This is a genomic window from Bacillus sp. D386, assembly GCF_006346415.1.
Genome location: NZ_VEMV01000003.1, coordinates 1 through 23,629, shown reverse-complemented (window position 1 = coordinate 23,629; position 23,629 = coordinate 1). Strand labels below are relative to the sequence as shown.

Genomic DNA, 23,629 nt, shown 5'->3' with positions numbered 1-23,629 from the left:
AATCAATCTAACCCACATTATGTAAAACATCTGATAGATAACAACTTACAGCAAATAGTTGACCTTAAATCCTGGACTTAATTCACTCCAGACATCAAATACTTGACCATCTAAATCATAAAAAACAAAATTCCGTCCAGGATGCCCTCGATCTTCAATGTTCCCTACCCTTACATTCTTCTCTGTTAATTCCATATGAAGCTCCGTTAACTTTGCCAATCCATCTACTTCAAAGGTAATCGAAAAGCGTTCATTTCCATGCTTATCTATAAAATTAGAACTTTCACCATCTGGTGCATGAACAAGGAAAAAACTTTGATTTGCAAGATTAATAATCGATTTATCCTCATCTTTATAGCTTAATTCTGCTCCAAGCTTATCTACATACCATGCTGAAGACTCTTTAACATCCTTTACAGGAATATAAAATGTACCAACTCTTATTAACTTATTTTTCATGCCATCCTCCCTGTAATCAATCTGGTCATTACCAATCCTTCGCCATAATGATAAATCGATATGATTCTCCTCTTATGTCATTCATGAATTCTCCCACTTGTTGAAATCCTTCTCTTTCATACACTTTAATGGCCCGGTGATTAAAGTCCACTACGGACAACTCTAAATGGTGATAATGAAAAAGGGATCTCCCTTACTCCACAATGGCATGGAAGAAAGCGGGACCATGTCCTTTTCCAGTCAGAGAGGGCTTCATCTGAATTCCAACTGCCAGTATCTCTGCTTCATCCTCATCACTTACATCAAAAAACTCACAGTTACCTACAAGCTCCCCACATTCATTTACTACCGATAATTCTCGTTCTTTCTGAACACTTTGCCTAAAGCCATCTATCTTTTCTTGTTGAATCGAATTATCGTAAAACGAATACATATCATCGTACGTCCACGATAAGAACTCCTCTATATCCTCTTCGGTACGTTTTCTTAATAAATACTCCATCTTTTTTGCCTCTTATCTAATTGTATTTAGGTTGCTACATTCCTTCGTTCATATTTTCAAAGAAGCCTAAACGATTTCCCTATGGATCTGTAAATGTGGCCCATTTAACTGGTACTTCTCCACGGCAGTAGATTTCAAAAAAATCAATATGCAGCTCTTCTATCATTCTTTGTCTTTCTTTTTCTATAGATGTAACCTTAAGCCGAAGCGGATCACTTCCTTCAGCCGGTGCCCCTTTAGCGACTTTCAGCCAACCCCGGGAATTATCTCCCAATCCACAAAATCAGCATGCGGCTCAAGATCTGGTGTCCTGTTCAAAAATACTCCATACCATTTCCTGCCTTGTTCAAAATCAGCCACACGGACCTGATAGGTCATTTCAGCTACCAAGAATATATCACCCCCTTTAAGAGTTCATAATATTACAAAAATTTTATATAAAATTTCAGAGGGCAAAACACACATATAGGTGATAAATGATTTATTTACTCTTAACTTAATAGATTCATGCGAAAGTACCTACATCAAAATGGTATAATATTCTAAAGTGAGGTGGATTTTATATTGAACATCGGTGACATCATTTATCAGTTGTTTTCAATTTTAGTTGTTATCTTTTTTATTGTGATGATTGTATCTTTCTTTCGTTCTTCAAAAAAGCGGAAGGAACAGCTAGATCGAATTGAAAATAAATTAGATAAACTGTCAGGGCAATCAACTAAAAATTAGCTCGGTTTATAAGCCGGGCCTTTTGTTTATCTTTGAGGGATCATTTTATAAAGCTATTGCTAAACACAAGCAAGACAGCTATTAATTCTTTTTACTCAAATCAAAACGAATTATTTCTTCTTTTCCCAAGGATACAATTAAAGTTGCCTCCAGTGCGTTGTCTTTTAAATGTTCTAACTTGTCTACAGAAGGTACTGGAAGAACTTCCTCTGTTTTTTCTTCAACACCTAAATCATAATAGATGGTGAATTCTCCTGTTTCTTTTTCTTCAATAATAGCAGTATAGGAATAGCCGAAGCCCAAGCCTGAACCTTCATAATCTGCCGGTTCAAAAATATTAAAGCCCATCACTTCATTAGAGGCGGTTACTAATTTTTCGTCAGGTTCAATCCTAGCCTCCAAGCCTACTCCTTTACTTATGTCTCCAATCTTTTTATTTCCTACATTTTTAATCACAAATGTGTAATACAGGGCTGTAGGCACGACTTCTTTTCCTGCGTTCTCACCTTCCTGCAGAATAGTGGATCCCGTTTTGTTTTTATCATTCACAATCTCTGCTTCTGCACTGACCAGTTCTAGACGTGTGTTCGTGGAGCAAGCGCTAAAAATGCTGATAAAGACAAATAGGAACGTAAACAACAAACTAAATCGTTTCATGCAACCTCCTTTTTCCTGCCTATATGTTTGATAGGCAGATCTTAGAATTCTTCACACATGGTTAGATGAATAGCGATTGCTGCCAGGAAGCTGCTTGATCTTTTTCCAGGCTTCTACCGCATCTTTGGGCTACTTCCCTAGATTGTCCGGGTCAGCAAAATAATCACGGATGAATTGATTGTATAAAATTGTGGGGGAATTTTTTTCGTATAGGATGGATCTTTTTTCGTTCCTCACACCAGGTAGTCATCGCCTCACGGTAGGTTTTCCCGGCATGATTTTTAAAATATTCCTAGATGTGGGTCGTAAAATGAAAGGTAGGAATGACCGTTTGAAAAAATACTCTTACTTCTTGACTGCAACGGTGATTTTCTTTGATGATTGTATCGAGGCTTAAGATTTTTTCGGGTGTTTGTGGTTTCACATAGGCCCTTACTTTTCTAACCGGCTTTTTTATTTCTCCTGTTTCATGAAAGGCTTCGATTCGATTGGAAATCTCTATCTTTGCTGAAACAGCAAGTCCATTTTCTCTGCAAAATATTTGCAATTCTTCCTTCACCCAATAAAATTCTCTAAAACTTTGGACACTACTACTTCTAGTAAGCTTAGGTCTCAGTATAATCCACCTCCATATATATCCATTTAATTATAGAAAACTAGTACTTATTTAGCAACGTACATGACAAAAATGAATTTACTAAAATTAACAGGAGAAATATATTAGCCACGATTTTAATTATATGCTATAATCTAGTCAACCTTTAAAACTGTTATACTATTTTATGCTTTACTGTTTCAATTGCCTTGCTCTCTTCGCCTTGAGCAGGGCATTTTTATTTCTTCCACTAAACTACCTTATACCAGCACAAAAGAAGTTGATATAATAAGGTTTAAACCACCTTGGATTAATCCTCCGAAATTCATTTCTGAATATCCCAGTACATCTACCCGTTTTAATATGGTTTACATTTCACGCCTGTTACACTAATTCTCTCAGCTGTATAATGTTCTACTTTTATATTATGAATAATGGATAATGCCATAGAACCATCTTGGATTAGCAATTACAGGTAATAGCTAATTGGTATATTCAATGCTTTTTTTAAGCATAATGAGAAGATAAACATTACTGTACTGTGAGAATTTTGGAGGATAGAAACGTGGATTTGATAAGTTTAGGCTTAATAGCAATGAAAGTAATCGTTGGATTTATATCTCTAAACATTATACTCATTTTAACTGGAAGAACCTCCATTTCTCAATTAACACCATTTCATTTTGTTTTTATTCTGTTACTCGATGATTTTTTAGGACGTATCATCTATGAAAATAATGTAAGTATTTTAAAATATCTATATGCAATTGGAATATGGACTTTTTTAATGATTATTTTAGAGTATGCCACGCTTAAGTTTACAAAGATTAGATTTTTCATTCAGAGGAAGCCAGTTCTATTCATTAGAAATGGAATAATTGATTATAAAGCAGCCAAAAAAGCAAGGTTGGATCTAAATCAACTATTAAGCATGTTACGGCAAAAAAGTGTTTTTTCTGTAAGAGAAGTTGAATTTGCAATATTAGAATCTAATAGGCAAATAAGTATCGCTCTGAAATCTAAATATAAAAATCCAACAATCGAGGATTTAAACCTTACTGAAAAACACAAATCGTGCTACCGAAAACCTTATTAGCGATGGGAAAATTATACTTGGTAATTTAGCAGAATGTGGATTTGATGAAAATTGGTTAATTAGTGAGTTGAATAATAAAGGTTATGATTTAAAAAGCATTTTTTATGCTGAGTGGAAAAGTGATGAAGGAATACACATTTCACCTAAATAAAAACACTGTGTATAAACATTTTCTAGTAGAGATAGATAGTTTTCCGTACAATAGTTCTAAATCCTTACGAAATACATACTAATAATACTCATGCAAAATTAAAATGAATCATTCAACAAAGCTTAAACAAAAGAAAAACAGATCCTGTAACCAGGATCTGTTTTATTTATGTGTCGATCAGATTAGTTTTTTTGAACGTTAGTAGCTTGTGGTCCACGTTGACCTTGTTCTACTTCAAAAGTAACTTCTTGACCTTCGTCAAGTGTTTTGAAACCTTCACCTTGGATAGCTGAGAAGTGTACGAATACATCGTCTCCACCTTCGCGCTCGATAAATCCGAAACCTTTTTCTGCGTTAAACCATTTTACTTTACCATGTTCCATTTTTTGTTGCCTCCTAGTGTGCTAACACACAATTGTATTACTATCCTTGCTTTTCGATCGTAAGACGACAATAATTGTTCAACTTTCAACCACATCAAACAAAAATAATTCTACCTAATAATAACAGGTTCTGGACTGAAGTGCAAACGATTACCTCAATTATTTTTAAATTTTTCTTCAAATCATGATTTTTTTGAAACTCTTTTGCAAAATTATACCTATTAAAGCGATGGTAAATAAAACAAATCATCAAAAATCACTTTTACAAAGACGGTTCAACGTTCATTATATAATGGTATATAGTGAAGAAAAGGAGCTGGTAAGAATAATGGATCAAAGCTATAAAGCGTTAATCGTAGATAAACAGGATGAACAAACAGCAATCAAATTTATAGAAAAACCGTTACATACCCCACAAGATGGCGAAGTTCTCATAAAAGTAAAATATTCAGGTGTAAATTATAAGGATTGCCTAGCTACAATTCCGAATGGAAATATTGTGACTTCCTACCCGATGGTACCAGGCATCGACCTAGCAGGTACAATTATTTCATCGACTGACACTCGCTTTAAAGAAGGTGATGAGGTAATTGCCACGAGCTACGAAATCGGTGTATCCCGTGATGGAGGATATGCGGAATATGCTTATATTCCTGCTGATTGGGTTGTCTCACTGCCAAAAGGGCTCACTCTCAAAGAAGCCATGATCATTGGTACAGCTGGATTTACCGCTGCATTATCCGTCCAGCGTTTGGAGGAAAATAAGGTAACTCCTGATCAAGGTCCTGTGATTGTTACTGGAGCTACAGGCGGTGTAGGCAGTTTCGCGGTCTCCTTCTTAGCAAAACTCGGATTTACCGTTGAAGCCAGCACAGGAAAATTAGAGGAAGCTGAGTACTTAAAATCAATCGGTGCTGCGAATGTAATCTCAAGGGATGAAGTATACAACGGTAAGGTTCGCGCCTTAGGAAAACAGCGTTGGTCCGCTGGTATTGACCCTGTTGGCGGGGAACCTTTAGCATCTCTTTTAAGCCAAATTAAATATGGCGGTTCTGTTGCTGCCAGCGGACTGACGGCTGGCACGAAGATTCCCTCCTCCGTATTCCCATTTATATTAAGAGGGATTAATTTATTAGGCATTGATTCTGTACAATGCCCGATGAATACACGCCAACAAATTTGGGAACGTTTAGCTACGGATTTAAAGCTCAATCAGTATGAGAATCATATCCAGCAAGAAGTAAAGCTCGAAGAACTGCCAAATGTATTTCCTGTCCTTCTAAAAGGTGAAGCACGCGGCAGAACAATCGTTGTTTTCCCGGATTAAAGAACTCTATTCAACACCAATTCTTTTCAATAGAAGAATTGGTGTTTTTTTATGCACTAACCACCTATCTCTTTATTTTCCAGAGGAAATAAGTTGTTTAATTAGCACATTTTACTAACAATTGTTATAATGTTTTGATGTGTAAGAAAAGTATCTAAAAATCACCTTTTGAATACGTATCTTGCAAATATTAAAAAATAGGTGGTAAGAACCATGACAGAAAACAAACCATACAGAGTTTTGCTTTATTATTTTTATACTCCAATTGAAGATCCAGCTGCATTCGCGGCAGAACACCTTGCATTTTGTAAGGGGATTGAACTGAAAGGCCGTATACTTGTGGCCAAAGAAGGAATTAATGGTACGGTTTCCGGTACTGTGGAACAAACAAATGCTTATATGGATAAGATGAAGAACGATCCTCAATTCGAAGGGATTGTATTTAAAATAGATGAAGCGGACGGTCATGCGTTTAAAAAAATGCATGTGAGACCACGCCCTGAGCTTGTTCATTTATCTTTAGAAGATGATATTAATCCGAACGAATTAACTGGACAGTATTTGAGCCCAAAAGAATTTTTCGAGGGCTTACAGGATGAAAACACAATTGTTTTAGATGCGCGTAATGACTATGAATATGAACTTGGACATTTCCGCGGCGCCATCAAGCCGGACATTGAAACGTTCCGCGAGCTTCCTCAATGGGTTCGTGATAATAAAGAAATGTTTGAAGGAAAACGCGTCCTAACCTATTGTACAGGCGGAATCCGTTGTGAGAAATTTTCCGGTTGGTTAGTAAGAGAAGGATTTAAAGATGTCGGTCAGCTCCATGGCGGGATTGCCACATATGGGAAAGATCCGGAAGTACAAGGTCAATTATGGGATGGACAAATGTATGTATTCGATGAAAGAATCGCTGTTCCAATTAACCAAGTAGAACATGTGATCGTCGGAAGAGATCACTTCGATGGTGAACCGTGTGAACGCTACGTTAATTGTGCAAACCCTGAATGTAACGATCAAATTCTTTGCAGTGAAGAAAATGAGCATAAATATATGCGCAGCTGCACGGATGAATGTCGTGTACATCCTCGCAATCGTTATGTTGTAGAGCATAACTTAACTGAGGAAGAGGTTGCAGAAAGACTGCGTAAACTAGAATTAATTTCAGCTGAGTAATATAATTAAAGGAGACCTTTCGATTGAGAGGTCTCCTTTTAATTATACGATTATAACTTTTCATCTGCGGCTATTATAATCACCTTATTCCGCTCTCGAATTCTTCATAATAACCAAAATTATTGTTCCTGCAGTACTTTTTGCGGGGCTAGCTTACCTAAGTTATCATAAATCTCAGCCGCCATAACCTTATAGCCTTTTTCGGTCAGATGAATGCCATCTTCACTAATTAAATCCTTTAACTGACCTCTGTTTTTCAGCGCATTCCTTACATCAATCAGGAATACATCCATTTCTTCTGCTATATTTTTTACGGTTCGATTATACTTACTGTGCCAGTAGGCTATTCCCCCCACCTTGCATATCCATTGACTCACTTCTGTACCGAAACGCGTGGAAATTGTCTGATAATAGCGAGCCGGATCCAATGGAGGCAGCGTGGTTAAAACCGGTGTAATTCCATTTGATTTTAATTTGGTAATAAGCTCTTTTAAATTATTGGCATACCGTGATAGAGGCACTTTTGGCTGATGCTCGTCATTCGGTTTAGCCGCTACTTCCTTCCAAACAAAGTCACAATCATTCCCGCCAATCCCAATAATCACGTAGGTCGGTTCTTCTTGAATAACATCCTTTTCAAGTCTGGATAAAAGTAAATCAGAGTTATCATTGAATACTCCCTTATTGATCACTTCTGCCCGGCTAATCTCTGGATTCAATTTATCCTCTGACATAAGCTTTTGTAAATAGGCAGGATAATTATTTCTTAAAATTCTCAAACGACCCTTAACATAGGATACTCCCCTAGTTAAACTATCACCAAAGCATATTAATTTCATAGGCCATCCCTCATATCTCTTAGTAGTTTCTGTGTTGCAAAGCATGATAATCCTTTGTTACTTTAATTATATCAAGAATATTTCAAAAATTACTTGATAGATGTTTATATTCTTATAGATTAAAATTTGCCGTTATAAAAAATAGTAAATGAGTGAATGAATATGAATCCAACCAACCATATAAATAGATTCTTTTATTTAGCAACCATTACTCTATGTATCATTCTCGGATTAGCTTCCCGTATATATAGTTCGATCCTGCATACTTTTGTAGCTCAGCATGCCGGAGATGCTTTATAGGCAATGATGGTCTATTTTGGGTTTCGATTTCTTTTCGTTCAAAAGAAACCATTTACTGCTTTTTGGTTCAGCGTCCTATTCAGCTTCGGGATTGAATTCAGCCAGTTATATCAAGCAGCATGGATCAACCAAATACGAAACACAACCATCGGGGCTTTAATCCTCGGTAAGGGATTTCTGTGGATAGATCTATTGCGGTATACACTGGGTATTATGATGGCAGTAATCATAGATTGGTCGAAAATAAACTCTATTAAAACAAATAAATGATAAATTCAATCAGCCTACCTTTCCTCTTCTGATATAGACATCCTATATAATAATCTGTCTATGTGATAAATCCCCTTCCAGGACGATGTTAAAACCATCTTCCTCTATCTTTACAACAGTAAGACTCGTATCATGGATAAAAGGAGGATCCCATAGGCTCTCAATAGAGGTGTTTTTGAAAATAGAATAGAAGCATTTTATGACAACGGAGTGAGTAACAATCAGGATATTGCCTGATTCATATTCATGCTGAATACGATTCAATATGTTCACCGCCCGTTCTTTAACTTCTACAAATGTTTCCCCTTTTACAGGCTTATATAAATGGGGATTGTTCCAGAAAGCATCAAACTCGTCTGGATAGGCAGCCTCGATGACTCCTTGTGTTTCTCCCTCCCACTCTCCCATGTTAATTTCTTGTAGATTTTCATCAAAGGCTAGCGGAATATCCCGATTACCCATAATATATGCTGCTGTATCTGCCGCTCTGCCACTCGGGCTTGAATAAATAGCAGTTAAATTAATATCCTGCAGTCCTTTGCCCAGTGAGATCGCATTTTGGACACCCTTTCCTGTTAAGGGTGAATCTAATCTTCCTTGCATTCTTTTCTCCGTATTCCAAACTGTTTCTCCATGCCTAGTTATATAGAGTGTAATCAAATTTCCCATCCCCCTAAATTAACGCTACTCTGTATTCTGTATAGAATCTCATTGCTATTCTTGCAGATTTCTTCCTAGCAGTAAGTCCACTTCATTTATTCTATCCTTCATTACCAAACCCCTCTTGGAACCAGAAATAATATGTGACCCTCCATAGTTTAAAATGGTATTATTAGTTTATTATCTTAATATTTTCCATATCGGAGTGATACGATGCAGTTAACTATGAAAGCAACCGGTGATCATGTAAAAGTCTTATCCTACCTGCTTGCTAAAAACCCAGCCTCCTTGTATGAACGGTCCAGTAAAGGACATTTAGTTCGTCTTTTTTATAGTAGATTTGAAGAAAAAGAAGTGGAAGCGACTATATTTGTTACACCTGATCCAATCGAGCTGTTGGATCGCCATTCCAATCAATATGAAATTACACATTATATAAATGATCGAGAATTTGCCGTAAGCAGTATTTTCTGCTCTTTTATACGGAATGCTCTTGGAACTGCCCTGAATGGACAGCCGAAAGAGGAATATAGACAATGGGTCAGCCATGCTTTTCCTTTTCAATTTACCCTTGGACCTGTTTCATCAGAACTAACGGATCAAGAAATAGAACGTTTATTTAGTCCGCTGGGGTTTGAAATCGCCATTACACATGGGAAAAATACGTCCTCCCCAACTAAATCGGCAAGAATGATCACCCTGGATGGGGTAACAACTCTACAAAATGCTTTAAGACAGTTATTTGTCCTCATCCCTGTTCTTGATAACTATAAGCACTATTACATAGACGAAAAGGAAGTTGAAAAGCTTCAACGTTATGGACAAGGATGGCTTGAGAATCATCCAATGAGGTCATTCATTTTACAAAGGGCATTACGATTCAAAGAATTATATGACCCAACAGAAGCACCTAAAAAGCTGGATAAGGAGCAAAAAACTCCATCCAAACCATCTCTGGCTGCCCTTCGCTATGAAAAAATACTGAAAACAGTCAGTGAACTTGATGATAAAGAGACAATTGTAGATATGGGTTCAGGTGAGGGAAAGCTTTCTCTCAAACTAGGATTTCTGGATGGAGTTAAAGAAATCCTGGCAGTCGAGCCATCTGAGCATATGACATTACAGGCAATCAAAAGGTTCGAAAAAGTGGCAGGCAAGGTAGGATTCCTTTCTCCCACACTGATTTGGGGTTCGCTTTTTTATTATGATGAACGTTTAAAGAATAAGGATTGCATGATTTTATGCGAGGTCATTGAGCATATTGATGAGGCACGTTTACCCAAAATCATGAGAATGATCCTGGAGGATTATCGGCCAAAAACTCTTATTATCACAACACCAAATAAAGAGTACAACGCTGTATATGACTTACATGAACACTTCCGCCATTCAGACCATCGCTTTGAATGGTCGAGGCAGCAATTTGAGGACTGGTGCAGGATGAACGTCGCCAATCAGCCATATACTCTTCAGTTTCAAGAAATTGGCGATATTCATGAACTGTATGGCTCACCTACTCAAATGTGCATTTTCAAACGAAAGGAAGGCCAATCAGATGAACATTAACATACCAAGTGCCGGGATTATCCTTTTAGTCGGTCCGTCCAATTCCGGTAAAACCACTCTGTTATCCAAATTAATCAATAATCAAACACTCCTCCCTTCCGAGGTTGTTAGTTCAGATGCTTTCCGAAAAATCGTTGGGGATACCGATTTTATAGATTGGAAGAACCGCTCCAAAACAGAAGCAGATTATCTGGTGGAACACTATCATTCCATCTCAAAAAAAGCATTTGAGGTCATATACTCTGTCATAGAGGCTAGATGTCAGCTAAATAAGCTAACTTTCATTGATGCCACTCATCTTAAGGCCGATGATCGAAAAAAATATATTGATATTGCCAGGAAGCACCACTTGCCTATCATTGCCATCATACTGGATACCGATCAACAAACACTTTTGGAACGGGATGAAAAGCGCGAGCAGCCAAGAGGAAAACGCCGAATTAAACAGCAATTTCAGACCTTCAAAAGCGAAAAACGTTTTATCAAAAAGGAAGGCTTCCGAGCAATTTATGCAATTAAGGATATAGATGAAGTCTATCTTCACAGGATGGAAAATCCGCTATATATGGAGGTCGGCAGCGGCCTTGATCTAATTGGTGATATACATGGCTGCTATGAGGAAATGATTGAATTACTTGAAAAGCTTGGTTATCAAGCTCAGGATAGTGGCTTATACATTCATCCAAATGGCAGAAGATTTGTGTCTGTTGGAGATATTATGAGCCGTGGCCCCTACTCGTTAAAAACGATGCGATTTTTCGAGCGTCATATTGAACATGGTTTAGCGTACATGATTGATAGCAATCACGGATGGAAAATCGCCCGCTGGCTGGATGGGCGAAAAGTTACCCTCAAGCATGGAGATGAGCAGACGGCAGACGAGTTTAAACAATTTGAAGACAGGTACGGCTTTGAAGAAGCAAATATACTTAAAAATAAGATGAAGAAGATGCTGATAGAAGCCCCTTCCCATTATGTGTTTTTACAAAATGACGTACCTGTACTGGTTTGTACTCACGCCGGGATAAAGGATGACTATATCGGCAGACAATCTCAGGAAATCAGTGATTTTTGCCGATATGGAGATACAGACGGCTTTGATGAAGCTGGAAAACCGCGCCGGAAGGATTGGTTTGTTAATCATAACAGCAGTCCCCTCATTATATGGGGACATGATCCGAAACCTCAGCCCCTGCGCATCAATAACACGATAAATATAGATCAGGGTGTTGTTTTTGGCGGCCAGCTCACTGCCTTCCGTTATCCGGAGGAAAAATTCGTCAGCGTAAAAGCCCGGCAGGATTATTCAAACAGCGATGACAACCCCTTGATGGAATGGGAAAGGAATCGATTAAATCCGCCTAATATCGGCAGCTTTATAAATGGGTATTCTGTCCTGACAGAAGAGTTCGGTGAAGTAAAATTGTATAAGGAGCATGTGAAGGCTGCCATTGATACAGTTTCCCATTTCACCATCCCTATAGAAAAATTGCTCTATATTCCGCCAACCATGAGTCCAACTCCAAAGCCCTCTCAGCTGCCGGATTATTTAGAGCATCCGAGGGAAGCGATTGATTATTATCGCAGTCATGGTATTGAAAGAATGATTGCTGAGAAGAAGCATATGGGTAGCCGTGCTATTTTATTACTATTCAAGGATCAGCCCTCCGCTCTTCATTATGTTGGATATGAAACGCTTGGCGTTATTTATACGCGAAGAGGTCGATGCTTCTTTGATTCCATTACTGAGGAGAAGGTAGTTCACGAATTACATTCTGATTTGATCAATCATGGCTATTTCGAGAAATATGATACAGATTTTGTTTTGCTGGATGCGGAAATTATGCCGTGGAACCTGAAAGCGAAGGAGCTTATCCAAAACCAATATGCGCATGTTGCTGAAAATGCCATCATGGATCGCGATTCTCTCAAAAACAAGCTGGAACAGGCCGTATCAGCAAATTCTGAACTGCACGGCTGGCTAAACGAATATACTGAAAAACTGGCAAATGCGCAGAATTTCAAAGAAGTATATGAAACCTATTGCTGGGAAGTCGAGGATATTCACCAGATTCAGATTGCTCCCTTTCATGTGCTGGCCCATAGCAAGGAAACCTTTTTTGACCACCCGCATCTATGGCATATGCACATGAATCATGAATTCGGCGCTCTATCCAAATTCTTTATTGAAACTGAATATAAAGTAATCGATAGCGAGGCGAGCGAGCAAGATGTCATAGAATGGTGGAGGGAAATGACTGAGGAAGGACACGAAGGCATTGTCATCAAGCCTGAAACTTTTATCGCTAAAGAACGAGGCAAGCTGTTGCAGCCCGCTATTAAAGTAAGAGGCAGAAAATATTTATCGATTATTTATGGGATGGATTATTTATCCCCCGCTAATCTAGCACGCTTGAAAAATAGAAACACCTCCAAAAAACAAAAGTTGGCGTTACGTGAATTTGTTCTGGGAGTTGAAGGCATTCGCCGCTTTGTCAACGGAGATTCCCTGCAGCGCATACATGAATGTGTCCTTGGCACACTCTCTCTCGAATCAGACCCGGTCGACCCAAGGCTGTAAGATACAGAACGAAGGAAGATGAACCTGTTGTGATTGCCAGGTTCATCTTCCTTTAGGTAAAACTATAATGATAACTATCACAATTAATATTTTCGTTTCAACTGTTCAGCAGTATAATAGGTTGATATAAATGAATGTTATAGTAGAAAGAAGTGTAAGCATGGAGAATCAAGCAAAAGAGAAAAAGCTCGGCATTTTAGCTGGTGGCGGAGCTTATTTTTTATGGGGATGCCTACCGGTCTATTGGAAATTAGCCGGTGATGTATCTGATTTGGAAATCCTGGCACACCGTATTTTATGGTCCTTTGTGTTTATGGTGCTGCTCGTCTTTTGTTTCGGAAAGTCAAAGGATGTTTTTGGGGAAATCACCACCATCCTTAAACAGCCTAAATTGACGTTAGCAATCACCCTGGCAACCCTATTAATCTCAGCCAACTGGTTTATCTTTATTTTTTCAGTCAATAGCAATAATATCTTATCCGCCAGCATGGGCTATTATATCAATCCAATCGTCAATGTCATACTGGCAACCATCTTCCTAAAGGAAAGGCTGAGCAATGGCGAAAAGATAGCTGTATTATCTGCGGCAATTGGCGTAATCATTCTGACATGGAGCCAGGGCTCAATCCCGTGGCCTGCTATATGCATGGCAATGACCTTCGGATTATATGGACTCATTAAGAAAATGGTTCAAATCAATCCGTGGACAGGCTTAACACTCGAAACGATGATCATTGCACCATTCGCACTCATTTATCTGTTATTCTTTGCTGAGCATTCCTTTTTATCATACAGTACCCAAGTTGATTTAGTTCTTATGGGAGCGGGGATTGTAACCGCAATTCCGTTATTGCTGTTTGCCGAAGGAACGAAACGAATCAGTTATACGATGATTGGATTTTTACAGTATTTAGCTCCAACCCTCATGCTAGTGATGGCTGTCGTGATCTACGATGAAACATTCACCCTGATTCAAGGTATATCATTCCTGTTTATCTGGATTGCCTTAATCATTTATACAGCATCCAATCTGTTCAGATCCGCAAAGAGCAGAAAAGCTGCAGCGAATTAATGTATTTCGTATGGATGGACCGGTGGAGGAAACTAAGATGTTTCCTCCACCGGTTTTTTCGTTTGTAGCGTAAGGCGGCTTAACGTGTGTCTCTGTTGCTGGCTAAATAATGCGCCAGATGCTATTTTTTCATTGAATTCAACGAGGGATGCTAACTAGATTGCCAGTTTCAAGAGGTAATTCTCTCTATTAGGTGATATGGAATCAAAGATTTCAAGCAATCGAGCCGAATTCTATTGTAATGGAGCCGATTACGAGAATAATAGAGCCAAACTCAGTCTTAATCAAGCCGACCTAGACTATAATTGAGCGAAAACAGCCAATAATTGGGCCAACCCTCATTTTCATGAGCGAAAGTATAAGCAATCGAGCGAAAATTTTACCCATTGAGCGTGCATAACAGTGATTGAGCGAATCTATCAAACTATACACTAATTACTCCTGAAAAAGTACCTCTCTCTTACACCACAAAAAAGAGATGTCGATCAGCCCCCGAAAGACTAATCTAAACATCTCTTTTCATGCTGCTACTTAAAAATAAGCAAGTTGATATTGTTCATAATACTGCTCAAGTTCATCCACAGTAGTTTTATAAAGAGGCAACGGGTCGGATTCATCTCCATCAAAAATGAAGTTTAAATCCTGTTCGCTTACTTTTTTGAACATGAAGGACGTATCCTCCACATCTGTATCCACTTTAATATATTCAGAGTCGGAGTCTTCTATGTTCAATTCCAATACAAGCTCTTCCTCTTCATCATACATAACAAGATACCCCATATTACAATCGGCACCCGTAATGATTTCGAAAAAGTATGGACCATATTCCTCTCCATACCCATCCAACTTCTCCTCTTCCGTGCCCTCTACTCCCCAAATACCGTCTATATCTGCGAGAGATAATGTCTTGCTATAGACCAGCTGATTACCGTAATAAATCCTCGTATAGGAATCAGCATGGTCAAATGTGTGTAGTTCATCCGTGTCATGAACACTTACGGATTTTATTTGGCCATCCTCGGTATTGTAAACGACATGGTCCACATATGACACGAAACCGGTGACATCATCCGCTATTTTCTTTCCATCTAGAATTAAAGAATGATTAGCAGATAAATAAATAATTTTATCATCTACAATGGACCAGCAAAGCCGGCTGCTGGAATCCATCATCACATTGGGGGCAATTTCCTCAGGAACACCTGATTGTTTTACTTTATACATCGCCTGTGTCTCATCTAAATAATAGATATCATCATTGAGTATAAAGAAGTCCACAACTCCCTCTGCGAGTAAATCAGATTTCTGATCTTCCATCTGCTTCATAAGCAATTGCTGGTTTCCATTTAAATAAATATAGGAATCTTCCTTCATTTCATAATCGAGAACATCAGAAGCGACTCGAACTGGTTCATTTTCAGCAGATAGGCTGTAAAGCTCCCCTATATCACCCTGATAATCTGCTAAATAGGAATAGTGCCCAGAATCATCAACCTGAAATCCCCCGTAATCATGGCTATCTGCATGAAGATGGACATTCTCAGTCTTTTCTAAATCCCTGATGTATAATTCACCATCATCCGTACTGATGAGTAACCTGGTACCACCCTCTGATTCCTGGAAATTAACCACCTTTGAAGCGATTTTTTCTTCACCGCTATCTTTTGTAAAGATATATAAGTCCATATTTTCATTGATATAGAATAATCGTTTACCGTCTATAGATAATCTGTATTGGACAATATCTGAACGAACTTTCCGAGGTTTACTCTCATCAAAGATCACGTATAACTGATTATTTTCATCAGTCAAATAGGCAAGAGTGCTCTCATCAAAGGAAAGCAGATACGGTATTCTACTGGCAGAAACCTGTTTAGCTATTCTTTTTTTCTCCCCATCTTTATAGCTGTACAAATCATCGTCACCATTTATATACATGAGCCCGCGATGCTCATCCCGATAATGAATCGTATCCTCCCTAACATTTGAATCAACCTTTTCGATATCAGACTCATGTTCTTTCATATACAGGTCCGTACCTTTTAACATAACATACGCATCATCATTCACTTCATGCTCCCGATAAGTGGAAGTACCATTCTTGTCCGAACAACCTGTAAGAACAATCAATAAGCATAGAGAAAGCAACATCGATGGTATCTTAATAGCCAAAGAACTCCCCTCTTCCAAATATATTAATAGATAAAAAAATTATATCATAATAATAATTATTATTTTAATATTATAAATAATTATAATATTACATTCTCGTTAGAATGCAGAGGTTCCTGAATGATTAAGTATCGCGCCTTACCCATACCAGTCTTTATGATTGATCATCTATTTCGTTACATTTAGCTTACATTCCTCTGGCGGATGAACTTGTTTTTTGTTTTGAAAGAGTATGGTATAACTATCAATAGAGATAGAAAGAAGGAGTATAGATATGAAGTGGAATCAGCAAACCATTAAAATCAATAATAAACTAAAAATATTGGAGTCCATTCGAGATAATGCACCTATATCAAGAGCTGATTTAGCGCAAAAACTCGGCCTGACAAAGGGCACGGTCTCCACCCTTGTCAACGAGCTTTTGGAAGCGAATATCTGTTATGAAACGGGGCCAGGGGAATCGAGTGGCGGCAGGCGTCCGGTCATGCTTCTTTTTCAGCATTCGGCTGCTCATGTGATTGGTATTGATATTGGAGTGAATTACATACTTGGCGTTCTTACAGACCTTAATGGCAACATCATTAAAGAACTCAAACAGCCAGCTATGAATCCAAACTATGACGAAGCTGTACAGATTATAAATGAGTTAATTCGTTCTCTCCTCACTTCAGCTCCTGCTAGTACATATGGCGTTGTTGGGATTGGGCTGGCTGTTCCAGGAATGGTAAACATAGACGGAGAACTTCTGCTCGCTCCTAATTTAGATTGGAAACAGAAGCAATTAAAGAACCAAATCCAGGACGAATTTAATCTGCCTGTCATAATCGAAAATGAAGCAAATGCAGGTGCCTTTGCGGAGAAAAAGATAGGTCCCGGACAATCATCAAACAATACGGTTTATATAAGTGCCGGAATTGGAATAGGAGTTGGAATGATTTTAAACGGTGAACTCTACCGTGGATCTAATGGGTTTGCCGGTGAAATGGGCCATATGATCATTCAATATGATGGATTGCCATGTTCATGCGGAAGTAAAGGGTGCTGGGAATTATATGCTTCTGAAAAGGCATTGATTAAAAAGGCTTCCACCCTCCTCCCATCAAATGAAGAATGGACGCTCGAAAAATTAATTGAACAAGCAGAGAACAATAAACAGATACAAGCAATCTTTACAGAAACCGCAAAGTACCTTGGGATCGGCATTGCCAGCATCGCGAACACGTTGAATCCCGAGCAAATCATTATCGGAAACCGCCTTGCTATGGCAAAAGATTTATTAAAGAATGAAGTTGAACATGTTGTAGGAGAATGTGCCCTGGATGCTTCCAAATCCCAGTTGCAGATTCAGTTTTCCAATTTATCCATCTATTCAGCTGCTCTTGGAGTCTCAGCCTTCGCGGTTGAAAATTTTATTCAAATGGTTTGTAAACAATCAAAGGTTAACCTATAAAGGTTGGCCTTTTTTATTGCCTCCCGTAACAAAGTGGATAAGAATGTTTAAGCAGAAGTAAATTCTATGGTCAGACTGGAAGAAAACATTTAGACTAGCAAAATCCAATTCTAAAGGTACCCATACAGTCAAAAGAAAAATCACACAAAAATGAACTGTATGAGCGATTACCGTAACGTAGAGCCAGCAATATCGGTTCCAAGGTAACTAAAGTTTTTTTGTACCTATAAAGGTAGATTAACATCCTCCAATTCTATTCAATAACCAACATGTTGGACTCATCAAATTGCCACATCTCACCATATGCCACTTCCCAATAATATCCGTCCGGATCTGTAAAATAACCTCCATATCCGCCCCAGTCTGTCTTTTCAGGCTGTTTCACAATTTTTGCGCCAGCCTGCTCCGCTTTTTCCATAACACGGTCTACCTCCTCGGCTGATTTCGCATTATAGCCTAGCGTAATTCCTGAAAAAGCAGAAGTTAAATTGGGTGGATTACTCTTATCAAGATCACGCGCTAAATCCTCCAATGGATACAAGGAAATACGGGACCCTTCATTTTTAAAGAAAATCACATGCGGACTAGATTTCGGACCAATCATGGACATGTCAAAGCCCAATTCTTTATAAAACCGATGGGATTCTATAATATTCCTTGTGCCAAGCGTTACTAAGTTTAGACGATTCATTTTTTCTCCTCCTAAATGGTTTACTCTATTAGTTCGATATCGATTATTCTTTTCCTGTTTAAAATAGATAAAAACAAAAAACCTGCTTCGCGAAGCAGGCCTTCTTTTCTTCCTTATGGATTTTTCACATTAAAGGTGTCCCCATCCTCTAAATTCCCGGAATTAAATCCTTTTTTAAACCAGCGCATCCGCTGTTCAGATGAACCATGAGTAAAACTCTCCGGAACCACATACCCTTGAGCCCTTTTTTGGATTGTATCATCGCCAACAGCACTGGCTGCTGTGATAGCCTCCTCAAAATCCCCTTCCTCAAGTAAATCCATACTCTCTGCATGATGAGCCCATACACCGGCTAAATAATCAGCCTGTAATTCAAACCGTACTGAATAGTCATTAGAGCTTGTACGCTGCTGATTTTTGTCGGTTTCCAATAAGGTTTGTACATGGTGGCCGACTTCATGGGCGACAACATAGGCCATCGCAAAATCACCCGGTGCTTGAAACTCCCTTTTCAGCTCATTATAAAAGCTTAAATCTATGTAAAGCTTATGATCTCCTGGGCAATAGAATGGGCCAACAGATGACCCAGCCGTTCCACAGGCTGATTGAACACTGTCATTATAGATAACGAGAGTAGGCTCTTCATATACCAACCCTTCTTCTTTAAAAAGCTTAGTCCAAACCTTCTCAGTATCAGCTAAAACGACTGATACAAATTCAGCGAGTTCCTCTTCTTCCTGCGTTCCAACATACTCAGTATTTGTAGTATTGGTAGATGTTCCTCCTCCCAGCTGATTCAATAGTTCAGCAGGATTTCCACCTAGAAACGTAATCACCAACAATAGTATAATACCGCCAATCCCACCGCCGATGATCCCTTTACTGCTCATCCCTCTGCGGTCTTCCACGTTTGTACTGGCCCTTCTGCCTTTCCATTTCATACAATACCCTCCCAATCCTCTCTAATCCTATCTATTGCTTATACCCATAATTAAATGGAAGTAATTCATCGGATTGGTAGATTAGCTTATTTCATATCTGTAATATAGATGGGGCAAATCTCTCACACTGTTCATGCTTTCTAGTAATATTTTATTATTTTCTTTGAAAATTATTAAATTGAGTACTAATTTACAGCAAAGGGTATATATTTTATATAAAGAAGTATAAAAATCAATGATAAAGGATGTTTAAAGATGAAAACATTCAAGGTTGGTAATCCCGTATTTATTATGGAAAAAGGCGAAAAGGTAGAAGGGGTCATTGCCCAAATTGACAATACCAGGCAAACAGCTACTGTCTATTTCAGAAAACCAGTTTATAACCTAAGGAAAAGAACATTTCGGTACGATTATCTCCACAGCTTAGACGAAACAGCCCTAGAAACGGACGACTACTTAGACCTTATGAACCTGGCCAAGTCTTTGGGCCAAAAAGAACTTTACGAAGATTTTATGACAGACTTAAGAAATCTTAATACACACTAACCCCGGCTTACTAATCTCACATCTTAAGATTTACACCTCTACTAAACAATCTACTATCATAAATAGAAATTATATTACCTTCTAAATTTAATAGAGATATTTTCTACCTAAGCAGGACAAGGATTAGTAAGCTGGAATCATTATTATAAAGTCAATTTTTATATAAAATCGTCTTAGAGTGGATTACCATTAATACAACATTCATAAAATAAGAAAAACCAGCTTGAGGGAATTAATCCACCCAAGCTGGTTTTCTATTAATTAGTATTCGCTTATTCTGAAAGCTTAGTGTTTTCTTTTCCAAACATACAAGCCGCTACCAGCGATAAGGAATACACCTAAAACCAACAGAATATTTAATGTAGATTGGCCAGTTTTAGGATTTTCAATGAAGTTTTGTACTACTTCAATAATAGTTGGTTCTTTAGGATCTGGTGTAACAACTGCAGCATCCTCTTCAGATACTGTAACTGTTACAGAACCTTCCTCAACTATTTCCTTGCCATCGATAACCACTTTTGCTACCGCAACGTTCGTTAATTCTCCTACGTTTTCAGTAGTAGCCACATGTTTGACTGTAAATGTTTTAGTTTTGCCAACTTCAAGTTTCTCGATGACAGTATCAAGACCAACCATTTCGTCGACTACCTTCACATCAGTCAAGGCTTTATTGCCTGTGTTGGTTACATTGATTGTGTAAGTGATCGTTTCCCCAACTTTAACCTCTTCTTTATCAGCGGTTTTATCCACTTCTAAAGCGTAAGTTGGATCGACTATGATCGTAGCTTCATCAGATACCGGATCCATTTCCACACCGTCTACAGTTGCTGTAATCACGTTTGTATATGTTGTATCAGCAAGGTCTGTTTCTGGAATGACATAGGTAGCTGTGAATGTAGCTGTTTTACCAACTGCTAAATCAAAGCCATTTTCGGTATCATAGCCTTCTAATTTCAATTGATCAATATTGTCATCTCCATCTTTACTGAAGACGTCTTTAAGAGTGATACGTTTTAAATCTACATTACCTGTGTTCGTAATAGTGATTGTGTAAGTAACAGTTTCTCCTGGTTTATATTGAGATTTGTCTGCTGTTTTTTCTACATCAAGGGCTGGAGCATCTTGCTCAGATACCTTAACGATTTCAGAACCTTCCTCAACTATTTCCTCACAATTCACAACCACCTTAGCTACCGCAACGTTCGTTAATTCTCCAACGTCCTCCGCCGTAGCCACATGTGTGACTGTAAAGGTTTTAGTTTCGCCTGCTTCCAGTTTCTCAATAACCGTATCGAGACCAACCATTTTGTCCACTACGTTTACATTAGTTAAGGTGTGTTTACCTGTGTTCGTAACCGTAATGGTGTATGTGATAGTTTCTCCGACTTTAACCTCTTCTTTGTCCGCTTCTTTATTCACCTCAAGAGCGTAAGTTGGATCAACGATAACAGTAACTTCATCACTTATCTCCACATCGTCTACAGTTGCAATTATCACATTTGTGTATGTTGTATCCGCAAGGTCTGTTTTCGGAATCACATAGTCAACTTTGTACGTAGCTCTTTCGCCAATCTTAAGATTAATTGGACCTGTATAGCCTTCAAGTTCCAATTGTCCAATATTAGCATCGCCATTTTTACTGAAGATGCCTTTAAGTTCGATTCCTTCCAAATCAATGTCACCTGTATTCTTCACGGTGATTGTATAATGGATGGTTTCACCTTGTTTGTACTCTTGTTTGTCTGTTGTTTTGGACACTTCAAGACTAGGCGTTCCTTTGGTATTTTGGATTGGCATTTCAACTACAGAGTGATCGTCGATTGTAACTGTCCATTTTTGTCCTTCTTTAAAAATATACCCTTTAGGAGCCTTCGTTTCTGCTAATTCATACTCTCCATATGGCAAGTTCTCAAAGAACGCTACCCCTTCTTGATCGGTAGTTAGAGTTTGGACATTTCCATCTTTATCTGTAAGCGTAAATTCTGCGCCTTCCAAGACTTTCTCGTCATCTGCAGAATCGATCTTAACTACTTTCAAGTCACCAACCGGCTCATACTCATTCGTGAAGGTTACTACAGTTCTGTTGTTTTCACTTACCACTATTTGACCTTCAAGTGCTTCTACAGATTCTTCCGCACCGCTGACTTGATAGCTTGTTCCTAGATAGTTATAAGATTCGTTACTGTAAGCTTGATCAGGCTTAACTTCTTTGATGGTATACGTACCAGGTGTCAAGCCAGTAAGGATTTCATTACCTCCAGCTGGTAGGGTGAATTCTTGTTTATAATTATCGCTTGTGATGACGAAAGTGAAATCTGCTTCTGCATCTTCCACATCAGCATCAGACACACCGCTAACATCTTTTATTACTGTCATGCTACCCAGTTTATAGTTGTTAGTAATAATGTAACCTTCTTCAGCACTGCCTGTCACGACATCTTCATATCCCGTTGGTACATTTACTTCCTGAACAGTATAGTTGATAGCTTCGCCATCCTTGTTCACGTCAAGCTTGTTCCAGGTGTATACCCACCCATTTTCCTCGCTTAACACAACCGGCTTGCCTTTCTCTTCTCCATTTGCAAAGAGTTGTATCTCTATGGAAACTGGACGATTTTTGTCTTGGTTATCATTGTCATTCCAAGCCTTTGTCACCTTCATAGAAGTCTGATCAGGTGTATGTGTGTTAATGAGGTCATATCCTTTTACCTCTGTGGTATACCCATCGACCTTCACTTCGCTCACGCTATACTCAATTTCCTGACCATTCTTGTATTTTGGCAGGTTCGTGAAGCTGTAGGACCATTTTCCATCCTCATCGGCCTCCACTTTCGTATTCGCAACTTCCTCGCCATTAGCCAACAGGTTCACGGTTATCTCGGTTGGTCGGATGCCGTCTTGGTTATTTCCGTCATTCCACGTTTTTGTACCCTCGATCTTGATGGTCTCAGGTGTATGCGTGTTAATGAGGTCATATCCTTTTACCTCTGTGGTATACCCATCGACCTTCACTTCGCTTACACTGTATTCGATTTCCTGACCATTCTTGTATTTTGGCAGGTTCGTGAAGCTGTAGGACCATTTTCCATCCTCTCCCGCTTCCACTTTCGTGCTGGCTACTTTCTCGCTTCCAGCCATCAGGTTCACCGTAATCTCTTTTGGTCGGATGCCGTCCTGGTTATTTCCATCATTCCACGTTTTCGTACCCTTGATTTCGATAGTATCAGGAACATGTGTGTTAATGAGGTCATATCCTTTTACCTCTGTGGTATACCCATCGACCTTCACTTCGCTCACGCTATACTCAATTTCCTGACCATTCTTGTATTTTGGCAAGTTCGTGAAGCTGTAGGACCATTTTCCATCCTCTCCCGCTTCCACTTTCGTGCTGGCTACTTTCTCGCTTCCAGCCATCAGGTTCACCGTAATCTCTTTTGGTCGGATGCCGTCCTGGTTATTTCCA

The 23,629-nt window shown here is 38.7% G+C and carries 25 protein-coding genes; 11 read left to right on the top strand and 14 right to left on the bottom strand.

The window, feature by feature from the left end:
• Positions 1–45: 45 nt before the first annotated feature.
• From FHY45_RS08895 to FHY45_RS21130, 5 genes are all read right to left on the bottom strand, one after another.
• Entirely contained in the window at positions 46–459 is a 414-nt protein-coding gene (locus FHY45_RS08895) for a VOC family protein (protein WP_139891630.1), read from the bottom strand.
• 28 nt (positions 460–487) lie between these two features.
• Positions 488–610 carry a GNAT family N-acetyltransferase gene (locus FHY45_RS20905; protein ID WP_257469014.1) on the bottom strand — a complete coding sequence of 41 codons (123 nt, stop codon included), beginning with the start codon at positions 608–610 and terminating at the stop codon, positions 488–490.
• Between the two features lie 42 nt (positions 611–652).
• Positions 653–961, bottom strand: coding sequence for a GNAT family N-acetyltransferase (locus FHY45_RS08890; protein WP_225983588.1), 309 nt, complete (start codon positions 959–961; stop codon positions 653–655).
• Between the two features lie 79 nt (positions 962–1,040).
• Positions 1,041–1,235: a hypothetical protein gene (locus FHY45_RS21135; RefSeq protein WP_139891628.1), complete on the bottom strand. Its 195-nt coding sequence runs from the start codon at positions 1,233–1,235 to the stop codon at positions 1,041–1,043.
• Positions 1,208–1,351 carry a hypothetical protein gene (locus FHY45_RS21130; RefSeq protein ID WP_180349941.1) on the bottom strand — a complete coding sequence of 48 codons (144 nt, stop codon included), beginning with the start codon at positions 1,349–1,351 and terminating at the stop codon, positions 1,208–1,210. Before FHY45_RS21130 ends, FHY45_RS21135 begins: the two co-directional genes overlap by 28 nt.
• 174 nt (positions 1,352–1,525) lie before the next feature.
• On the opposite strand from FHY45_RS21130, the gene FHY45_RS20515 reads away from it, so the two are divergent.
• Positions 1,526–1,690: a hypothetical protein gene (locus FHY45_RS20515; protein WP_180349940.1), complete on the top strand. Its 165-nt coding sequence runs from the start codon at positions 1,526–1,528 to the stop codon at positions 1,688–1,690.
• A gap of 81 nt (positions 1,691–1,771) precedes the next feature.
• Here FHY45_RS20515 and FHY45_RS08880 read toward each other — a convergent pair whose 3' ends face one another.
• Both FHY45_RS08880 and FHY45_RS21125 read right to left on the bottom strand, forming a co-directional pair.
• On the bottom strand, positions 1,772–2,347 hold the full coding sequence (locus FHY45_RS08880) for a hypothetical protein (RefSeq protein WP_139891626.1): 576 nt from the start codon (positions 2,345–2,347) through the stop codon (positions 1,772–1,774).
• Positions 2,348–2,639: 292 nt separating this feature from the next.
• Positions 2,640–2,906 (bottom strand): hypothetical protein, encoded by a 267-nt coding sequence (locus FHY45_RS21125; protein WP_306821546.1) that lies wholly within the window; start codon positions 2,904–2,906, stop codon positions 2,640–2,642.
• Between the two features lie 601 nt (positions 2,907–3,507).
• Between FHY45_RS21125 and FHY45_RS08870 the strand changes: the two genes are divergently transcribed.
• Together FHY45_RS08870 and FHY45_RS21220 are read left to right on the top strand one after the other, a co-directional pair.
• Complete coding sequence (locus tag FHY45_RS08870) at positions 3,508–4,038, top strand: DUF421 domain-containing protein (protein ID WP_257469012.1); 531 nt, start codon at positions 3,508–3,510, stop codon at positions 4,036–4,038.
• Positions 4,001–4,189, top strand: coding sequence for a YetF domain-containing protein (locus tag FHY45_RS21220; RefSeq protein ID WP_373925473.1), 189 nt, complete (start codon positions 4,001–4,003; stop codon positions 4,187–4,189). Before FHY45_RS08870 ends, FHY45_RS21220 begins: the two co-directional genes overlap by 38 nt.
• 182 nt (positions 4,190–4,371) lie before the next feature.
• Here FHY45_RS21220 and FHY45_RS08865 read toward each other — a convergent pair whose 3' ends face one another.
• Positions 4,372–4,572 (bottom strand): cold-shock protein, encoded by a 201-nt coding sequence (locus tag FHY45_RS08865; protein ID WP_066107773.1) that lies wholly within the window; start codon positions 4,570–4,572, stop codon positions 4,372–4,374.
• A gap of 328 nt (positions 4,573–4,900) precedes the next feature.
• On the opposite strand from FHY45_RS08865, the gene FHY45_RS08860 reads away from it, so the two are divergent.
• Both FHY45_RS08860 and trhO read left to right on the top strand, forming a co-directional pair.
• The gene (locus tag FHY45_RS08860) at positions 4,901–5,899 is read left to right on the top strand and encodes an acrylyl-CoA reductase family protein (RefSeq protein ID WP_139891625.1); all 999 of its coding nucleotides are present in this window, start codon (positions 4,901–4,903) and stop codon (positions 5,897–5,899) included.
• Between the two features lie 213 nt (positions 5,900–6,112).
• Positions 6,113–7,078, top strand: coding sequence for an oxygen-dependent tRNA uridine(34) hydroxylase TrhO (gene trhO / locus FHY45_RS08855; protein ID WP_066107775.1), 966 nt, complete (start codon positions 6,113–6,115; stop codon positions 7,076–7,078).
• Between the two features lie 119 nt (positions 7,079–7,197).
• Here trhO and FHY45_RS08850 read toward each other — a convergent pair whose 3' ends face one another.
• Positions 7,198–7,917 (bottom strand): SGNH/GDSL hydrolase family protein, encoded by a 720-nt coding sequence (locus tag FHY45_RS08850; protein WP_066107778.1) that lies wholly within the window; start codon positions 7,915–7,917, stop codon positions 7,198–7,200.
• Positions 7,918–8,220: 303 nt separating this feature from the next.
• On the opposite strand from FHY45_RS08850, the gene FHY45_RS08845 reads away from it, so the two are divergent.
• Entirely contained in the window at positions 8,221–8,487 is a 267-nt protein-coding gene (locus FHY45_RS08845) for a ribosomal maturation YjgA family protein (RefSeq protein ID WP_306821545.1), read from the top strand.
• Between the two features lie 42 nt (positions 8,488–8,529).
• Here the strand turns inward: FHY45_RS08845 and FHY45_RS08840 are convergent, their stop codons facing one another.
• Positions 8,530–9,147 (bottom strand): histidine phosphatase family protein, encoded by a 618-nt coding sequence (locus FHY45_RS08840; RefSeq protein WP_139891624.1) that lies wholly within the window; start codon positions 9,145–9,147, stop codon positions 8,530–8,532.
• A 213-nt stretch (positions 9,148–9,360) separates the two neighbouring features.
• Between FHY45_RS08840 and FHY45_RS08835 the strand changes: the two genes are divergently transcribed.
• The 3 genes from FHY45_RS08835 to rarD all read left to right on the top strand — a co-directional run bounded on the left by FHY45_RS08835 (position 9,361) and on the right by rarD (position 14,366).
• Positions 9,361–10,713, top strand: a complete 1,353-nt coding sequence (locus tag FHY45_RS08835; protein ID WP_139891623.1) for a 3' terminal RNA ribose 2'-O-methyltransferase Hen1 — start codon at positions 9,361–9,363, stop codon at positions 10,711–10,713.
• Positions 10,703–13,294 (top strand): polynucleotide kinase-phosphatase, encoded by a 2,592-nt coding sequence (locus FHY45_RS08830; protein WP_139891622.1) that lies wholly within the window; start codon positions 10,703–10,705, stop codon positions 13,292–13,294. Before FHY45_RS08835 ends, FHY45_RS08830 begins: the two co-directional genes overlap by 11 nt.
• Positions 13,295–13,454: 160 nt before the next feature.
• Positions 13,455–14,366 (top strand): EamA family transporter RarD, encoded by a 912-nt coding sequence (rarD, locus tag FHY45_RS08825; RefSeq protein ID WP_066107787.1) that lies wholly within the window; start codon positions 13,455–13,457, stop codon positions 14,364–14,366.
• Between the two features lie 531 nt (positions 14,367–14,897).
• Here the strand turns inward: rarD and FHY45_RS08820 are convergent.
• Complete coding sequence (locus tag FHY45_RS08820) at positions 14,898–16,538, bottom strand: hypothetical protein (protein ID WP_139891621.1); 1,641 nt, start codon at positions 16,536–16,538, stop codon at positions 14,898–14,900.
• Positions 16,539–16,812: 274 nt separating this feature from the next.
• Between FHY45_RS08820 and FHY45_RS08815 the strand changes: the two genes are divergently transcribed.
• On the top strand, positions 16,813–17,988 hold the full coding sequence (locus FHY45_RS08815; protein WP_139891620.1) for an ROK family transcriptional regulator: 1,176 nt from the start codon (positions 16,813–16,815) through the stop codon (positions 17,986–17,988).
• A gap of 253 nt (positions 17,989–18,241) precedes the next feature.
• Here the strand turns inward: FHY45_RS08815 and FHY45_RS08810 are convergent, their stop codons facing one another.
• Together FHY45_RS08810 and ypfJ are read right to left on the bottom strand one after the other, a co-directional pair.
• The gene (locus FHY45_RS08810; RefSeq protein WP_139891619.1) at positions 18,242–18,679 is read right to left on the bottom strand and encodes a VOC family protein; all 438 of its coding nucleotides are present in this window, start codon (positions 18,677–18,679) and stop codon (positions 18,242–18,244) included.
• Positions 18,680–18,792: 113 nt separating this feature from the next.
• Entirely contained in the window at positions 18,793–19,620 is an 828-nt protein-coding gene (gene ypfJ, locus FHY45_RS08805; RefSeq protein WP_139891618.1) for a KPN_02809 family neutral zinc metallopeptidase, read from the bottom strand.
• A gap of 255 nt (positions 19,621–19,875) precedes the next feature.
• Here ypfJ and FHY45_RS08800 point away from each other — a divergent pair, with 255 nt between their 5' ends.
• A complete protein-coding gene (locus FHY45_RS08800) occupies positions 19,876–20,166 on the top strand; it encodes a hypothetical protein (protein ID WP_066107799.1) in 291 nt (96 codons plus the stop codon).
• A gap of 285 nt (positions 20,167–20,451) precedes the next feature.
• On the opposite strand, the gene FHY45_RS08795 is transcribed toward FHY45_RS08800, so the two are convergent.
• Positions 20,452–23,629, bottom strand: a 3,178-nt coding sequence (locus FHY45_RS08795) for a Cna B-type domain-containing protein (RefSeq protein ID WP_139891617.1), incomplete at its 5' end; no start/stop codon positions are given.

Coding starts and splice junctions, on each gene's coding strand:
- FHY45_RS08865 (WP_066107773.1), bottom strand. CDS start 4,572: ATGGAACATGGTAAAGTAAAATGGTTTAACGCAGAAAAAGGTTTCGGA.
- FHY45_RS08895 (WP_139891630.1), bottom strand. CDS start 459: ATGAAAAATAAGTTAATAAGAGTTGGTACATTTTATATTCCTGTAAAG.
- FHY45_RS08800 (WP_066107799.1), top strand. CDS start 19,876: ATGAAAACATTCAAGGTTGGTAATCCCGTATTTATTATGGAAAAAGGC.
- FHY45_RS08845 (WP_306821545.1), top strand. CDS start 8,221: ATGATGGTCTATTTTGGGTTTCGATTTCTTTTCGTTCAAAAGAAACCA.
- FHY45_RS08835 (WP_139891623.1), top strand. CDS start 9,361: ATGCAGTTAACTATGAAAGCAACCGGTGATCATGTAAAAGTCTTATCC.
- rarD (WP_066107787.1), top strand. CDS start 13,455: ATGGAGAATCAAGCAAAAGAGAAAAAGCTCGGCATTTTAGCTGGTGGC.
- FHY45_RS08815 (WP_139891620.1), top strand. CDS start 16,813: ATGAAGTGGAATCAGCAAACCATTAAAATCAATAATAAACTAAAAATA.
- FHY45_RS08830 (WP_139891622.1), top strand. CDS start 10,703: ATGAACATTAACATACCAAGTGCCGGGATTATCCTTTTAGTCGGTCCG.
- FHY45_RS08860 (WP_139891625.1), top strand. CDS start 4,901: ATGGATCAAAGCTATAAAGCGTTAATCGTAGATAAACAGGATGAACAA.
- FHY45_RS08880 (WP_139891626.1), bottom strand. CDS start 2,347: ATGAAACGATTTAGTTTGTTGTTTACGTTCCTATTTGTCTTTATCAGC.
- trhO (WP_066107775.1), top strand. CDS start 6,113: ATGACAGAAAACAAACCATACAGAGTTTTGCTTTATTATTTTTATACT.
- FHY45_RS08810 (WP_139891619.1), bottom strand. CDS start 18,679: ATGAATCGTCTAAACTTAGTAACGCTTGGCACAAGGAATATTATAGAA.
- FHY45_RS08890 (WP_225983588.1), bottom strand. CDS start 961: ATGGAGTATTTATTAAGAAAACGTACCGAAGAGGATATAGAGGAGTTC.
- FHY45_RS08850 (WP_066107778.1), bottom strand. CDS start 7,917: ATGAAATTAATATGCTTTGGTGATAGTTTAACTAGGGGAGTATCCTAT.
- ypfJ (WP_139891618.1), bottom strand. CDS start 19,620: ATGAAATGGAAAGGCAGAAGGGCCAGTACAAACGTGGAAGACCGCAGA.